Genomic DNA, 15,572 nt, shown 5'->3' with positions numbered 1-15,572 from the left:
CGATGACCGACACCGAGGCACCGCGGGAGCGGACCGGCGACCGGACCGCGGAGGCGCTGCGCGCCCTCCTCGACGGCCGGTGGGCCGGGGTCAGGGACACCGTGCGCGAGCGGGTGCGGGGGGAGCTCTTCGCCCCCGCCGCCGGGCTGTCCATGGAGGAGCACCGGGCGCGCGTCGCCGACCAGCTCGCCGCGATCGCCCGCACCGAGGTGCCCGGCTACGGGTTCCCCGCCGAGGTCGGCGGCGCGGGCGACTTCGGGGCCTCCTGCGTGGCGTTCGAGATGCTCGTCGCCGACATGTCCCTGATGGTGAAGGTCGGGGTGCAGTGGGGCCTGTTCGGCGGCGCGATCGAGGCGCTGGGCACCGACGCCCAGCGCGCCGAGCACCTGCCCGGGGTGATCGCACTGGACCTGCCCGGCTGCTTCGCCATGACCGAGACCGGGCACGGCTCCGACGTGCAGCGGCTCCGCACCACCGCCGACTACGACCCCGGGTCGGGCACCTTCACCGTGCACACGCCGGACGAGGCGGCCCGCAAGGACTACATCGGCAACGCCGCCCGGGACGGGCGCGCGGCGGTGGTCTTCGCCCGGCTGCGCACACGCGGCGAGGACCACGGGGTGCACGCCCTGCTGGTGCCGATCCGGGACGAGGAGGGGCGCCCGCTGCCCGGTGTGGCGATCGGCGACTGCGGCCCCAAGGCCGGGCTCAACGGCGTCGACAACGGCCGCCTGACCTTCGACCGGGTGCGGGTGCCGCGCTCGGCGCTGCTGGGCCGGTACGGGTCGGTCGCCGAGGACGGCACCTACTCCAGCCCGATCGACGACCCCTCCCGCCGGTTCTTCACCATGCTCGGGACGCTGGTGCGCGGACGGGTGAGCGTCGCGGGAGGCGCGGGCACCGCGGCGAAGGCCGCACTGGCGGTCGCCGTCCGCTACGGGGACGCGCGGCGCCAGTTCACCCGCCCCGGCGGGGGCGGGGAGGAGGTGCGGCTGCTGGACTACCGTTCCCACCAGCGCCGTCTGCTGCCCGCCCTGGCCCGCACCTACGCGCTGCACTTCGCCCAGGGGGAGCTGGTCGCGGCGCTGCACGACGACCGCACCGGGGAGCGCCCGCTGGACGAGCACGCCCGGCGCGAGCTGGAGTCGCGCGCGGCCGGGTTGAAGGCGGTGGCGACCTGGCACGCCCTGCACACCGCCCAGACCTGCCGGGAGGCGTGCGGCGGGGCGGGGTACCTGGCCGCCAACCGCCTGCCGCAGCTGCGCGCGGACGTGGACGTGTTCACCACGTTCGAGGGCGACAACACGGTGCTGCTGCAGCTGCTCGCCAAGGCGCTGCTCACCGACTACCGGGACGCCTTCGGCGACCTGGACACCGCGGGGACGGTGCGGTTCGCCGCAGGGCAGGTGCTGGAGGGGGTGATCGAGCGCACCGCCGCCCGGTCGCTGATCGAGCGCCTGGTCGCCGCGGCGCCGGGGCGCGGCGACGCCGAGGAGCTGCGCGACCGCGGCTGGCAGCTGCGGCTGCTGGAGGACCGCGAGGAGCACACGGTGGCCGGGCTGGCGCGGCGGCTGCGCCGGGCGGGCAAGGCGGGCGGGGCCTTCGCGGCGTTCAACGACGCCCAGGACCACGTGCTGCGGGCCGCACGCGTGCACGTGGACCGGGTGGTGCTGGAGGCGTTCGTGGCGGGCATCGACCGCTGCGGGGACGCGGAGGCGCGGCGCCTGCTGGAGAAGGTGTGCGACCTGTACGTGCTGTCGCTGGTGGAGGAGGACCGCGCCTGGTTCCTGGAGCACGAGCGCCTGTCGGGCACGCGGGCCAAGGCCGTGCTGCAGGCGGTGGACGCGCTGTGCGAGGAGCTGCGCCCGCACGCGCGCACGCTGGTCGACGCGTTCGGCCTCCCCGACGAGTGGCTGGCCGCCCCCATCGCCCTCGGAGCGGAAGAGGAGCGCCAGGAGACGCAGATGGGCGCACTGTCGGAGAGCTGAACTTTCCGACAGTCACGTACAGAATGGTGCCGAGGAAAGTGGACACCATGAGTACCAAGCACGACAGGTCGGATTGCCGAACCCACACGCGGGTCAGAGCGGTGATGCGCCGCAAGGACCACGTGGCCCTGCCACGCGATGCGGCCGAAGCGCTGCACATCCGTGAAGGAGACGACCTGGAGTTCGCCATCAACGCGGACGGTGAGGTCGTCCTGCGCGGGATGACCGTGGTCCCTGCGGATCAGGCCTGGTTCTGGGAGAGCTCCTGGCAGGAAGGCGAACGAGAGGCCACCGCACAGATCGCTGAGGGCGGCCTCGAAGAGTTCGACAGCGCGGAGTCGATGTTCGACTCCCTGGACGAGGAGCGCTGAATCCTGGCCGCGTTCGCCATCACCACCAGGTTCCGCGCTGACGTGAAACGGCTCGGTGAAGAGCAGCGCGCCCGGTTCCGCCGGGTGGGCCTCACCGAGTTCGCACCGGACATCGACAAGGGAGAGTTCCGTCCTGGACTGCGCGTCAAGCGCGTCCAGGGCGTGCCCGGCGTCTTCGAGATGACATGGGCGCCTGATGCCAGGGCGACGTGGGAGTAGGGCGAGGAACGCTTTCCCGGCAAGCCGCACGTGATCTGGAGGAGGGTCGGGACCCACAAGATCTTCGGCCCCGGCCCTCCCTGAGAAGCAGGCGCCTCACCCCTCCAGTGTTCTGCGGACCTCGCCGTCGATCTCCAGGTCCTCGCGGGCGGTGAGGACCAGGGTGCGCACCTTCGCCCCCGGCGCGGTGATGTCGGTGTCGGTGTGCGCCGCCTCGTTCGCGGCGGTGTCGACGGCCACGCCCAGGAAGGCCAGGCCCTCGGCCGCACCGGCGCGGACCGGGGGCTGGTGTTCGCCCACTCCCCCGGTGAACACCAGCGTGTCCAGGCCGTTGAGGGACGCGGCCATCGCCGCGATCTTCGCCCGCAGGCGGTGCAGGTAGACCCCCAGCCCCAGGCGGGCCGCCGGGTCGTCGCCGCGGACGCGCTCCATCACCTCGCGCATGTCGGAGTCGCCGGTCAGCCCGTACAGGCCGCCGCCGCGGTCCAGTCCCCCGGCCACCTCGTCGGGGGCCATGCCGCCGTACTGCAGCAGCCACAGCACCAGCCCCGGGTCGACGTCCCCGCTGCGGGTGGCCATGACCAGCCCCTCGGTGGGGGTGAAGCCCATGGTGGTGTCCAGGCAGCGCCCGTCGCGCACCGCCGACAGCGACGCCCCGGCCCCCAGGTGGGCCACGACGAGGCGGCCGACCGGCCCCCCGGCCATCTCGGCCGCGCGCCGCGAGGCGTAGGAGTGCGACAGCCCGTGGAAGCCGTACCGCCGCAGCCCGTGCCGCTCCCGCCACCCCTTGGGGATGGCGTAGGTGGAGGCCTCCGGCGGCAGCGTCGCGTGGAAGGCGGTGTCGAAGCAGGCCACCTGCGGGGTGTCGGGCAGCACCTTGCGGGCCGCCTCGATCCCCGCCAGCGCCTTGGGCACGTGCAGCGGCGCCAGCACCGCCACCTCGCGGATCCGCTCCAGCACGTGCTCGTCCAGCACCACGGGCGCGCGGAAGTCCTCGCCGCCGTGCACGACCCGGTGGCCGACCGCGTCCACGCGGGGCAGCTCCTCCAGCGCCCCCTGCATCTGCTCGGCCGTCACCGTGCCGTCGCGCAGCTCCAGGGTGCTGTTGCCGAGCTGCTCTCCGCCCCCGCCCAGGACCGACAGCTTCACGCTGCTCGACCCGGTGTTGACGATCAGGACCTGCATACGGACCGCCCTTCCGCTCCTCCGGCCGCCGCCCGCGCCGCCGCGCCCGTCACGCCTGCCACGTCCAGTCGCGGATCTCCGGCGCGTCGTCGCCGTGCTCGCGAGTGTAGGCGCGGCACCGCAGCCGCGCATCGTCCATCTGCTGCTTGAGGTGGGCCGCCCGCACCGCCAGGCCCGGCACGTGGTCGATGACGTCCATCACCAGGTGGAAGCGGTCCAGGTGGTTGAGCATGACCATGTCGAAGGGCGTGGTGGTCGTGCCCTCCTCGATGTAGCCGCGCACGTGCAGGTTGTCGTGGCCCCGGCGGCGGTAGGTCAGGCGGTGGATGAGCCAGGGGTAGCCGTGGAAGGCGAAGATGATCGGCTTGTCCGGGGTGAACAGCGCGTCGAACTCGCGGTCGGTGATGCCGTGCGGGTGCTCCTCGGCGGGCTGCAGCCGCATCAGGTCGACCACGTTGACCAGCCGCACGCGCAGCTCCGGCAGGTGGGTGCGGAGCAGGTCGGCGGCGGCCAGCGTCTCCATGGTGGGCACGTCCCCGGCGCAGGCCAGCACCACGTCCGGTTCGGCGCCGTCGTCGCTGCTGGCCCACCCCCAGATGCCCAGTCCGCGGATGCAGTGCGCCAGCGCCTGGTCCATGTCCAGGTAGCTCAGCGCGGGCTGTTTGCCCGCGATCACCACGTTGACCGTGTCGCGCATGCGCAGGCAGTGGTCGGCGGTGGCGAGCAGGGTGTTGGCGTCCGGCGGCAGGTACACCCGGATGATCTCGGGCTTCTTGTTGACGACGTGGTCGATGAATCCGGGGTCCTGGTGGCTGAACCCGTTGTGGTCCTGGCGCCACACGTGCGAGCTGAGCAGGTAGTTGAGCGAGGCGATCGGGCGCCGCCAGGGGATGGTGCGGGTGGTCTTGAGCCACTTGGCGTGCTGGTTGAACATCGAGTCGACGATGTGGATGAAGGCCTCGTAGCTGTTGAACAGCCCGTGCCGGCCGGTGAGCAGGTAGCCCTCCAGCCACCCCTGGCACAGGTGCTCGCTGAGGACCTCCATGACCCGCCCGTCGGGGGCCATGTGCTCGTCGGTGGGCAGCAGCCGCTCGTCCCAGGCCCGGTCGGTGGCGTCGAAGACCGCGTTCAGGCGGTTGGAGGCGGTCTCGTCGGGGCCGAAGATGCGGAAGTCGTCGGGGTTGAGCCGCACCACGTCGCGCAGCAGCGCGCCCAGCGCCCGGGTCGCCTCGTGCTTGACGGTGCCCGGTGCGGGCACCTCGACCGCGTAGTCGCGGAAGTCGGGCAGGGTGAGGTCCTTGAGCAGCAGGCCGCCGTTGGCGTGCGGGTTGGCGCTGATGCGCAGCGGCCCCGGCGGGACGATGCGCACGGCCTCGTCGACCGGCGCGCCGTCGGAGTCGAACAGCTCCTCGGGCCGGTAGGAGCGCATCCACTCCTCCAGCATCCTGAGGTGCTCGGGGTTCTCCCGCATCTGCGCCAGCGGCACCTGGTGGGCGCGCCAGGTGCCCTCGACCGGCAGGCCGTCGACCTCGTCCGGGCCGGTCCACCCCTTGGGCGTGCGCAGCACGATCACCGGCCACTTCACGTCGGTGCGGTCGCCGCCCGAGCGCACCCGGTCCTGCAGGGCGGCGATCTCGTCCAGCGCGGTGTCGAGGATCCCGGCCATCTCGCGGTGCATGGACCCCGGGTCGTCCCCGGCGATGAAGAAGGGGCGGTGGCCGTACCCCTCCAGCAGCGCGGCCAGCTCGCTCTCGGGCATGCGGGCCAGCACGGTCGGCCCGGCGATCTTGTAGCCGTTCAGGTGCAGGATCGGCAGCACCGCGCCGTCGGTGTCGGGGTTGACGAACTTGTTCGACAGCCAGCTGTTGGCCAGTGGGCCCGTCTCGGCCTCGCCGTCGCCGACAACGGCGGCGGCCACCAGGCCGGGGTTGTCGAAGACCGCCCCGTAGGCGTGCGAGAGGACGTAGCCCAGCTCGCCGCCCTCGTGGATGGAGCCGGGCGTCTCGGGCGCGTAGTGCGAGGGCACGCCGCCGGGGAAGGAGAACTGGCGGAACAGCTTCCGCATGCCCTCCGCGTCCTGGGTGACCTCGGGGTAGACCTCGGTGTAGGTGCCGTCGAGCCAGGCGGTGGCCACGCCGCTGGGGCCGCCGTGGCCGGGGCCCATCAGCCAGATCGCGTCCGTGCCGCGCTTCTTCACCTGCCGCTGCAGGTGGGCGTAGACGAAGTTGAGGCCGGGGGTGGTCCCCCAGTGGCCCAGCAGCCGGGGCTTGATGTGCTCGGGGCGCAGGGGCTCCCGCAGCAGGGGGTTGTCGAGGAGGTAGATCTGTCCCACGGACAGGTAGTTGGCGGCCCGCCAGTACATGTCGACCTGACGGACCTCGTCCTGGGTGAGGGAGTCCCGTACCCGCGGTTCGGTGCTGGTCATCGCTTCCCCTCGTCGATCGCGCGCAAGCGTCGGACGGCTGGCCCCTACCCGGCCGTCACTCCGACTATGGAGGGCCGAGGGTCACCGGAACCCCATCCGAGGACCTCGTTTCGCCCATGACCCGGCCGCCCCGGGGGCCGCGGCCGGGGCCCACGGCGCGGCGGCGGCGTGGGCGGGGTGCGCGCACGGGTAGGTTGGCGCGCAATGAGTACTCCCGAAGACGGAGGGGCCGGCGCCCCCCGCGACGACGACCGGACGGACGGCGGGCGCACGGGGCCGGACTTCGCGCCCGCGGCCGTCGCAGATGACAGCGGGCGGCACGCGCAGGAGCCCGGCAGCGGCGAGGGCCTAGAGGACGCCGCCGCGGCCGGGGAGGACCCTCAGGCGGAGGCCGGGGAGGGCGGCGACGAGCAGGGGCGGGCCGGGCCCAAGCGCTTCGCGAGCGTGCTCACCTCCGAGGCGTTCGCCATCGGCTCCGTGCTCGCCCTGGCGGCGTCGTTCGCCGGGACGCGGGCGGTGGAGATCGTGGCGAGCGTGACGGCCACCTCGCAGGAGGGCATGCTCAAGGCGCTCGCGCTGGGCGACGGGGTGCCCGCGCTGCTGGCGGTCATCCTCGCGGCCGGTTCCCTCTCCGTGGCCGGGCCGGACACCCGCTCCTGGGCGCGCTGGCTGGGCGGGGGCGTGCTGATCGTCGCGGTGCTGGCGCTGGTGGCCGCGGTGGGCGCGTTCCTGCTGGTCCCGCCGCCCGCACCGATGCCGCCGATGATCCCCGGGAACTGACCGGTCGCGTCGCCCTCTGGTGTCGATCTCGGGAGAAACGACGCTGAAACCGCGCTTGTCGGGTCGTTTTCCCCGAGGTCAGCGGCGAGGGGGGTCCAGTTCGCGGTCGAGGATGCGCGCCCACTGGCGCACGATGCGGCGGCGGCGCTCGGTGTCGTCGGTGAGCAGGGCCGCCAGGCCGAGGCCGCGCCCCATGTCCAGGGTCGCCTGCACGGTCTCGCGCACCCCCGGCGCGGATTCGTCGGCGCCCAGGACCTCGACCGCCGCCCGGTGCGCCTCGCGGCCCACGTGCTCCTCCAGCGGGATGACCGACGCGCGCAGCGCCGGGTCGCTGGCGGCCGACGCCCACAGCTGCACCGCAGCGGAGAACACCGGCCCGCAGTAGGCGTCGACCAGCATCTCCACCACGGCCTCGGTGCGCCCCGGGCCGCTGGGCAGCCGTTCGGCGCGGGCGCGGAGCTCGTCCATGCGGGTGTCGCTCATGTGCCGCAGCGCCGCGGTGAACAGGTCCTCGCGGGTGCGGAAGTGGTGCTGGGCGGCTCCGCGGGACACCCCGGCGCGCTCGGCGACGGCGCCCACGGTGCTCCCGGCGACCCCCTTGTCGGCCAGGCAGGCCACGGCGGCCTCCAGCAGGCGCCGCCGGGTCGCCCGGCTCCTCTCCTGGCGCGGCTCGCGCTCACCGGCCCGCTCCTGGTGCTGTGCCGTCCCCATCCGGTCCGTCTCCCCGTCCTCCCGGCGTCCCCGGCACGGCCGCCCCGCACCCGCGCCGCCGCCAACCTACCCCGGCCGGGCCCGGCGGCGCGGCCGTCCGGCGCGGTGGTCCTCCGGTCGCCTCAGTAGGACTTGGGCAGGCCGAGCGAGTGCTGGGCGACGTAGTTGAGCACCATCTCCCGGCTGACGGGGGCGATCCGGCCCAGGCGGGAGGCGGCCACGGCGGCGCCGATGCCGTACTCGCTGGCCAGGCCGTTGCCGCCGAGGGTCTGCACGGCCTGGTCGACCGCCCGCGCCGAGGCCTCCCCCGCCGCGTACTTGGCCATGTTGGCGGCCTCGCCCGCTCCGGTGTCGTCCCCGGCGTCGTAGAGCGCGGCGGCCTTCTGCGTCATCAGCCGGGCCATCTCCACCTCCACCTTCACCTGCGCCAGGGGGTGGGCCAGGCCCTGGTGGGCGCCGATGGGGCGGCCCCACACCTCGCGCTGGCGCGCGTAGCCGACGGCGGTGTCCAGGGCGTGCCGGGCCGAGCCGGTGGCCAGCGACGCGGCCATGATGCGCTCGGGGTTGAGCCCGGCGAACAGCTGCAGGAGCCCGCTGCCGGGGTCGCCGACCAGGGCGTCGCCGGGGAGCCGGACCCCGTCCATGAACAGGGTGAACTGGTGGTCGGGGCTGACCAGGTCCATCTCGATGCGCCGCGCCTCGAAGCCGGGGGCGTCGACGGGGACCGTGAACAGCGCGGGGGCGAGCCTGCCCGCGGAGTCCTCCATGCGGCCGACGACGAAGACCGCGTCGGCGACGTCCACCCCGGAGATGAAGGTCTTGCGGCCGGAGAGCACCCACCCGTCGCCGTCGGGCCGGGCGGTGGTGGTGATGTTGTGCGCGTTCGACCCGGCGTCGGGCTCGGTGATGGCGAAGGCCATGATGGTCGCGCCCGAGGCGATGCCGGGCAGCCAGCGGCTCCGCTGGCCGGGGGTGCCGAAGCGGGAGAGCACGGTGCCGCAGATGGCGGGCGAGACGACCATCATGAGGGTGGGGCACCCGGCGGCGGACAGCTCTTCGAGGACGGCCGCCAGGTCCCCGATGCCGCCGCCTCCCCCGCCGAACTCCTCGGGGATGTTGACGCCGAGGTAGCCGAGCTTGCCCGCTTGGGCCCACAGCTCGGTGAGGTAGGCGCCTTCGCGGGCCTTGGCGCGGTAGTAGTCGCCGCCGTAGGAGGAGGCGAAGGAGCGGACGGCCTCCCGGAGGGCGAGGCGCTCGTCGGGTTCGGTGAATCGCATGCTGGGCCCTTCCGTGGTTCGCGGGGTCGGGAGGTGCGCGGGAGGAGGAGAGAACGGTCCGCGTGCCGCGCGGACCGCGCACGGGGAGGCGGGTCCGGGCGGAGCGGGGGGTTCGTGGCGGCCGTTCGCGGGGCCGTGTCGTCGGCGGCGCGGACGGGGCTCGGTGTTCCCGGGATCGTCTCCCGCGCGGGCGCCCCCGCGCACGGGAAACGGCCCGCTCACCGGCGGGGCCAGGGGATCCGTCGCTTTTGGCCCGAATACGGCCCCGCCCGCGTTGCATCCGGAACGGGGCATGCCGACCGGCCCGGAATTCGGGCGGAGGCTCCGGCCCCGGACGGCCGCGCCGGGGCCGGGCAGGGGTCCTGGGCCGGTACGGTCCACCGTCAGCCGCCGGGGGCGGGATCGGAGGCGGGGTCGGGATCCGGGTCGGGGGCGACGACCGCCAGGACCGTGTCGGTGTCGGTCCGGGTGCCCGCCCGGGCCACTTCCGCCACCGTTCCGGTCACCGGCGCCCGGATCTCGTGCTCCATCTTCATGGCCTCCAGCCACAGCAGCGGGTCGCCCTCCTCCACGCGGTCCCCCGCCGCGGCGGCGACGCGCGCCACCGTTCCCGGCATCGGCGCCAGCAGGGTTCCCGACGGCACCGCCGCCTCCTTCTCCGGGAACCGGTCCTCCGGCACCAGGGCCACCGGCCCCAGCGCCGAGTCGACGTCCACCCCGCCCTCCGACCGGGCGACCTCGAAGGCGCGGAGCACCCCGTCGACCAACAGCTCCACCCGGTCGGGCGCGGCCCGGCGGACGCGGAGGCCCACAGCGTCCCCCACCGGCACCGGACCGGTCCGGCCGGACGTGTACGCCGCCTCGACCTCCTCCCCCGACGGCCCCCGAAAGCGGCGCACGTGCGGCGCCGAGGGCAGGTTGCGCCACCCGGCGGGGAGACCGCCCAGCACCGGCGCCCCGGCCCGGTTCCGTTCGGCCTCGGCCAGGGCGGCGGCCAGCGCCGACAGCCGCACCGCCCGATCGTCGGCCAGCGGCCGGGCCAGCTCCGGGACGGTGCCGTCGGCCCGGGGCGCCCCCTCCGCGCGCCCGCCGCCGTCCAGGCCCTGGTCCGCCAAGAAGCGGATGTGCATGCCGCCGGCCGCGAACACCGGGTGCCGCAGCACCCGCACCAACAGGTCCCGGTTGCCGCGCACCCCGTGCAGCCGCGCCCCGGCCAGCGCCGCCGACAGCCGCCGCAGCGCGTCGCCGCGGTCCCGCCCCCAGGCGATGACCTTGGCGAGCATCGGGTCGAACTCCACCCCGACGCGCGTCCCGGCCTCGACGCCCGCGTCCACGCGCACCCCGAACCCGCCGGGAACCGCGAAGTGCGCACGCGCCGCGGGAACGTCGAACCGGGCCACCGTTCCGCTGTGGGGCCGCCAGCCGGCCGCCGGGTCCTCGGCGTACAGGCGCGCCTGTACGGCGTGCCCGCGCGGGGCGGGTGGGCCGCCCTCCGGCAGCGGCTCGCCTCCGGCGATGCGCACCTGCCACTCGACCAGGTCCAGCCCGGTCACGCACTCGGTGACCGGGTGCTCGACCTGCAACCGGGTGTTCATCTCCAGGAACGCCGCGCCGCCGTCCCCGCCGACCAGGAATTCCGCCGTCCCCGCGCCGGTGTAGCCGATCGCCCCGGCCATCGCCCGCGCCGCCTCGTGCAGGCGCTCCCGCAGGTCCTCGCCGATCCCGGGGGCGGGCGCCTCCTCGATCACCTTCTGGTGGCGCCGCTGCACCGAGCAGTCGCGGTCGCCCACGGCCCACACCCCGCCGTGCGCGTCGGCGAGGATCTGCACCTCCACGTGCCGACCGCGCTCGACGTAGGGCTCGCAGAACACGGCGGGGTCGCCGAAGGCGGAGGCGGCCTCCGCGCGGGCCGCCTCCACCGCGGCCTCCAGCTCGTCCAGGGCGCGGACGACGCGCATGCCGCGGCCGCCGCCGCCCGCCGACGCCTTCACCAGCACCGGCAGGTCGGCCCCGGTGACCTGCCCGGGCTCCAGGGCGGCCGAGACGGGCACGCCCGTGCGCGCCGCCAGCGCCTTGGCGGCGGTCTTGGAGCCCATCGCCTCGATGGCCTCCGCGGGCGGTCCGATCCAGGTCAGCCCCGCCTTGACGACGGCGCCGGCGAAGGCCGCGCTCTCGGACAGGAACCCGTAGCCGGGGTGCACCGCGTCGGCCCCGGCGCGTTCGGCGGCCTCCACGAGGGCCTCGGGGCGCAGGTAGGCGCGGGCACCGTCGCCGTCCAGCGGTACCGCGGCGTCGGCTTCGCGCACGTGGGACGCCCCGGCGTCGGCGGGCGCGTACACCGCGACCGTCCCCAGGCCCATGTCCCGGCAGGTGCGCATGACCCTGCGGGCGATCTCGCCGCGGTTGGCGACCAGCACGGTGCCGATCATCTGCGGGCTCCTCCCCAACGTCGCCTCCGATCCTCCGGACACCCGGGCCTCACATCCGGAAGACGCCGAACCCGTCGGCGCCGCGCACCGGGGCGTTGTGCACCGCCGACAGGCACAGGCCCAGGACGGTGCGGGTGTCCCGGGGGTCGATCACCCCGTCGTCGTAGACCCGCCCGGACAGGAACAGCGGCAGCGACTCGGCCTCGATCTGCCGCTCGACCGCTTCCCGCATGGCCGCGTCGTCCTCGTCGGCGTAGGGGCGCCCCTTGGCGTGGGCGGACGCGCGGGCGACGATCGAGAGCACGCCGGCCAGCTGTTCGGGGCCCATCACCGCCGACTTGGCGCTGGGCCAGGAGAACAGGAAGCGGGGGTCGTAGGCGCGGCCGCACATGCCGTAGTGCCCGGCGCCGTAGGAGGCGCCCATCAGCACCGACAGGTGCGGGACGGTGCTGTTGGAGACCGCGTTGATCATCATCGCGCCGTGCTTGATGATCCCGCCCTGCTCGTACTCCTTGCCGACCATGTAGCCGGTGGTGTTGTGCAGGAACAGCAGGGGGGTGTCGGCGCGATCGGCGAGCTGGATGAACTGGGCGGCCTTCTGCGACTCCTCGCTGAAGAGCACCCCCTGGGCGTTGGCGAGCACGCCGACGGGGTGGCCGTGCAGGCGGCCCCAGCCGGTGACGAGGCTGGCGCCGTAGGCGGGCTTGAACTCGTCGAACTCCGAGCCGTCGAGGATGCGCGCCAGCACCTCGCGCGGGTCGAAGGGGGTGCGCAGGTCGTCGGGGACGATCCCGGCGAGCTCCTCGGGGTCGTACAGGGGGTCGGCGGGCCGGGCCGGGGATGGGCCCCGTTTGCGGTGGTTGAGGCGGGCGACGATGCGGCGGCCGATGCGCAGCGCGTCGTGCTCGTCGTCGGCCAGGTGGTCGGCGAGGCCGGACACGCGGGCGTGCATCTCGGCGCCGCCCAGGGACTCGTCGTCGCTCTCCTCCCCGGTGGCCATCTTCACCAGGGGCGGGCCGCCGAGGAAGACCTTGGAGCGCTCGCGCACCATCACCACGTGGTCGCTCATCCCGGGCACGTAGGCGCCGCCGGCGGTGGAATTGCCGAAGACCAGGGCGATGGTGGGGACCCCGGCCGCCGACAGCCGCGTCAGGTCGCGGAAGAGGCGGCCGCCGGGGATGAAGATCTCGCTCTGGCCCGACAGGTCCGCTCCGCCCGACTCCACCAGGTTGACCAGCGGCATCCGGTTCTGTTCGGCGATCTCCACGGCCCGCATCGTCTTGCGGCCCGTCCAGGGGTTGCTGGCGCCGCCGCGCACGGTGGGGTCGTTGGCGACGACCACGCACTCCACGCCCTCGACGACGCCGACGCCGGTGACCACGCTCGCCCCCACCGGGTGGTCGCTGCCCCAGGCGGCCAGCGGGGACAGCTCCAGGAACGGGGCGTCGGGGTCGAGCAGCAGCTCGATGCGCTCGCGGGCCAGGAGCTTGCCGCGGGAGCGGTGCCGCTCGGTGTACTTGGGGCCGCCGCCGGCCAGGGCCTTGGCGTGCTCGGCGTCGATCTCGGCCAGCTTGGCGAGCATGGCCTCGCGGGCGGCGGTGCAGGCGGGCGACGCGGGGTCGAGGCGGGAGCGCAGGACGGTCACGGCAGCAGGGCCTCCGGGATGTCGAGGTGGCGCCCGCGCAGCCATTCGCCGAGCGCCTTGGCCTGCGGGTCGGAGCGGGCACCGCTGCCCGCGCCCCCGCCGAGCAGGCCCTCGACGGTGAAGTTCAGCGCCCGCAGGCGGGGGAAGGCGTGGCGGGTGACGGTGAGCGCGGCGGTCTCGGGCAGCAGCCGGGTGAACTCCTCGGTGGTGAGGGCGTGGGCGAGCCAGCGCCAGGCGTCGTCGGTGCGGGCCCACACGCCCACGTTGGCGTCGGCGCCCTTGTCGCCGCTGCGGGCCCCGGCGACGAGGCCGAGCGGGGCGCGCCGGACCGGGCCCGGGGTGAGCGGGGGCGGCGGGTCGGGCTCGGAGACGAGGAGGGGCTCGGCGGCCGCCTCGGGCGGCGGTATCCGCGTCCGGGTCCCGTCGGGGAGGACGGCGGTGTGGGCGGCCTGTGCGGCGGGGACGGTCGCGGCGGTGAAGGCCACCTGGTCGGGGCGGGCGTCGCCGGGCGGGGCGGTGGCGTGGAACCCGGGGACGCCGGACAGCGCCAGCTCCACGGCCGCCTTCGCGAAGGGGCGGCCGACCTTGGAACGGTCGGGGTCGGCGGCGGTGATGCGCAGCGGCACCGAGGCGCCGTCCTGGTCGGGGGCGTCGGGGTCGGCGGGTGGGCCCAGACGGAACTCCAGCCGCTCGGGTTCGCGCCCGCGCAGCGCCGCGCGGAGCTGCCGCTCGGTGAGGGCGGCCTTGGCGGGGACGTCGAGGCCGGTGAGCACCAGGGTGACGTCGTTGCGGAACCCGCCGACGGTGTTCATGCCGACCTTGAGGCCGGGCGGCGGCGCCTCGCCCCGGACCCCGTCCACGCGCACCCGGTCGGGGCCGTCCCCGGTGAGGCGGACGGTGTCCAGGCGGGCGGTGGCGTCGGGGTTGGGGTAGTGGGCCCCGGCGACCTCGTACAGGAGCTGGGCGGTGACGGTCCCGACGGTGACGGCCCCGCCGCTGCCGGGGTGCTTGGTGATCACCGAGGACCCGTCGGGGTGCACCTCGGCGATGGGGAAGCCGGGGCGGGTCAGGTCGCGGCCCTGGGCCTCCAGTTCGGCGAAGAAGGGGTAGTTGCCGCCGGTGGCCTGGGCCCCGCACTCGATGATGTGCCCGGCGACGACGGCCCCGGCCAGGGCGTCGTGGTCGTCCGGCCCCCACCCGAAGCGGGCGGCGGCGGGGCCGACGGCCAGGGAGGCGTCGGTGACCCGGCCGGTGACGACGACGTCGGCGCCGGCGCGGAGGCACTCGGCGATGCCGAAGGCGCCGAGGTAGGCGTTGGCGGTGAGCGGTGCGCCGAGCCCGAGCCCGGCGGCGCGGGGCAGCAGGTCGTCGCCCTCCACGTGGGCGATCCGCACCCGCAGGCCGAGCCGGTCGGCCAGCTCCCGCAGCCGGTCGGCGAGCCCGGCGGGGTTGAGGCCCCCGGCGTTGGCGACGACGGCCACCCCGCGCTCGACGGCGGTGCCCAGGCACTCCTCCATCTGCCGCAGGAAGGTCCGGGCGTACCCGAGCGAGGGGTCCTTGAGCCGGTCGCGCCCGAGGATGAGCATGGTGAGTTCGGCGAGGTAGTCCCCGGTCAGGACATCGAGCGGCCCGCCGTCGAGCATCTCCCGGACCGCGGAGAAGCGGTCCCCGTAGAACCCGGAGGCGTTCCCGATCCGGATCGGTGTGGCACCGGTCTCACCCATGCCGACGAGCGTGCCACGGCGGGAACCGAAAAACAAGCACGTGTGATTGTTTTTGGAGTGGGCCCTCTTCCGCGCCTCCCTCCCCTTCCACTCCTTGCCCTTCACCCTTCTCCCGCCCCTTCCACTCCTTGCCCTTCACCCGCTCCGCCCTTCAAGCCAACCGCCGGGACCGCCCCCTCCGGGCCATGACCAGGCGGAAGGACTCCGGGGCGCGGGGCGGAAAGCGGCGACGACGAAGGTCGGCGGCCCTTGCGGTAGTGCTGTCGGCCGCACGGTGGGTGCGTGGTCACCGTCATGGGCGGCGACGGCGAGAGCGGGGTGGTTCCCCGGGGCTGCCTGCCGGGCGGCGGGTGGCCGGTGTGCCGGGTGGTTGGCGGCGACGGCACAAGCAGGGCGGTTCCCCGGCCCTGCTCGCCGGGCGCCCGGCTGCTCGCGGTGCAGGCGGGCGGGCGGCTCGGCCGGTACCCCACTCACCGGCCCCGGCCGGGCGGCGGGTGGCCGGTGTGCCGGGTAGTTGGCGGCGACGACGTGAGCGGGCCGGTTCCCCGGGCCTGCCTGCCGGGCGCCCGGCTGCTCGCGGTCCGGGTGGGCGGCGGCTCGGCCGGTACCCCACTCACGGGCCCCGGCCGGGCGGCGGGTTCCTCACGCCCCAGGGAGGCGGCGCCGTGGGGTGGGCGGGTGCTCGCCCGCGCGCGTGGCGGGGTGAGCGGGCACCGCATTCCGGGCGTCCCGGACACGGGGCGAGCTGCCGGGCATCGAATGCGCAGAAGAGTGCACACTGGGCGCGTGGGAGTGGTCGAAAGCGCACACTCGTTGCC

General features: G+C 75.0%; 11 protein-coding genes. 4 read left to right on the top strand and 7 right to left on the bottom strand.

All coding sequences use genetic code 11. From position 1 onward, the window contains the following. Nucleotides 1-2 precede the first annotated feature (2 nt). From O4U47_RS22885 to O4U47_RS22875, 3 genes are read left to right on the top strand one after another with little or no spacing between them, the layout of a single operon-like run. The gene (locus tag O4U47_RS22885; RefSeq protein WP_270680001.1) at nt 3-1,988 is read left to right on the top strand and encodes an acyl-CoA dehydrogenase family protein; all 1,986 of its coding nucleotides are present in this window, start codon (nt 3-5) and stop codon (nt 1,986-1,988) included. Between the two features lie 47 nt (nt 1,989-2,035). After that, nucleotides 2,036-2,359: an AbrB/MazE/SpoVT family DNA-binding domain-containing protein gene (locus tag O4U47_RS22880; protein WP_270680000.1), complete on the top strand. Its 324-nt coding sequence runs from the start codon at nt 2,036-2,038 to the stop codon at nt 2,357-2,359. A 42-nt stretch (nt 2,360-2,401) separates the two neighbouring features. Continuing rightward, nucleotides 2,402-2,578: a hypothetical protein gene (locus O4U47_RS22875; RefSeq protein WP_270679999.1), complete on the top strand. Its 177-nt coding sequence runs from the start codon at nt 2,402-2,404 to the stop codon at nt 2,576-2,578. A gap of 96 nt (nt 2,579-2,674) precedes the next feature. Here the strand turns inward: O4U47_RS22875 and O4U47_RS22870 are convergent, their stop codons facing one another. After that, nucleotides 2,675-3,763, bottom strand: a complete 1,089-nt coding sequence (locus O4U47_RS22870) for an acetate/propionate family kinase (protein WP_270679998.1) — start codon at nt 3,761-3,763, stop codon at nt 2,675-2,677. 49 nt (nt 3,764-3,812) lie between these two features. Beyond that, nucleotides 3,813-6,188, bottom strand: coding sequence for a phosphoketolase family protein (locus O4U47_RS22865; protein WP_270679997.1), 2,376 nt, complete (start codon nt 6,186-6,188; stop codon nt 3,813-3,815). Nucleotides 6,189-6,392: 204 nt separating this feature from the next. Here O4U47_RS22865 and O4U47_RS22860 point away from each other — a divergent pair, with 204 nt between their 5' ends. Next, the gene (locus O4U47_RS22860) at nt 6,393-6,968 is read left to right on the top strand and encodes a hypothetical protein (RefSeq protein ID WP_270679996.1); all 576 of its coding nucleotides are present in this window, start codon (nt 6,393-6,395) and stop codon (nt 6,966-6,968) included. Nucleotides 6,969-7,046: 78 nt separating this feature from the next. On the opposite strand, the gene O4U47_RS22855 is transcribed toward O4U47_RS22860, so the two are convergent. The 5 genes from O4U47_RS22855 to O4U47_RS22835 all read right to left on the bottom strand — a co-directional run bounded on the left by O4U47_RS22855 (nt 7,047) and on the right by O4U47_RS22835 (nt 14,754). After that, nucleotides 7,047-7,679, bottom strand: a complete 633-nt coding sequence (locus O4U47_RS22855) for a TetR/AcrR family transcriptional regulator (protein ID WP_270679995.1) — start codon at nt 7,677-7,679, stop codon at nt 7,047-7,049. A 122-nt stretch (nt 7,680-7,801) separates the two neighbouring features. Beyond that, nucleotides 7,802-8,956, bottom strand: a complete 1,155-nt coding sequence (locus O4U47_RS22850) for an acyl-CoA dehydrogenase family protein (RefSeq protein WP_270679994.1) — start codon at nt 8,954-8,956, stop codon at nt 7,802-7,804. Between the two features lie 383 nt (nt 8,957-9,339). After that, the gene (locus O4U47_RS22845) at nt 9,340-11,385 is read right to left on the bottom strand and encodes an ATP-binding protein (RefSeq protein ID WP_270679993.1); all 2,046 of its coding nucleotides are present in this window, start codon (nt 11,383-11,385) and stop codon (nt 9,340-9,342) included. Between the two features lie 49 nt (nt 11,386-11,434). Continuing rightward, nucleotides 11,435-13,030, bottom strand: a complete 1,596-nt coding sequence (locus O4U47_RS22840) for an acyl-CoA carboxylase subunit beta (RefSeq protein ID WP_270679992.1) — start codon at nt 13,028-13,030, stop codon at nt 11,435-11,437. Further along, nucleotides 13,027-14,754 (bottom strand): acyclic terpene utilization AtuA family protein, encoded by a 1,728-nt coding sequence (locus O4U47_RS22835; protein ID WP_270679991.1) that lies wholly within the window; start codon nt 14,752-14,754, stop codon nt 13,027-13,029. Before O4U47_RS22835 ends, O4U47_RS22840 begins: the two co-directional genes overlap by 4 nt. Nucleotides 14,755-15,572 lie beyond the last annotated feature (818 nt).

It is taken from the genome of Nocardiopsis suaedae, assembly GCF_027706745.1.
Classification (GTDB): Bacteria; Actinomycetota; Actinomycetes; order Streptosporangiales; family Streptosporangiaceae; genus Nocardiopsis_A; species Nocardiopsis_A suaedae.
The sequence above is the reverse complement of the archived record's forward strand: the minus strand, read 5'-3'. Positions and strand labels throughout refer to the sequence as shown.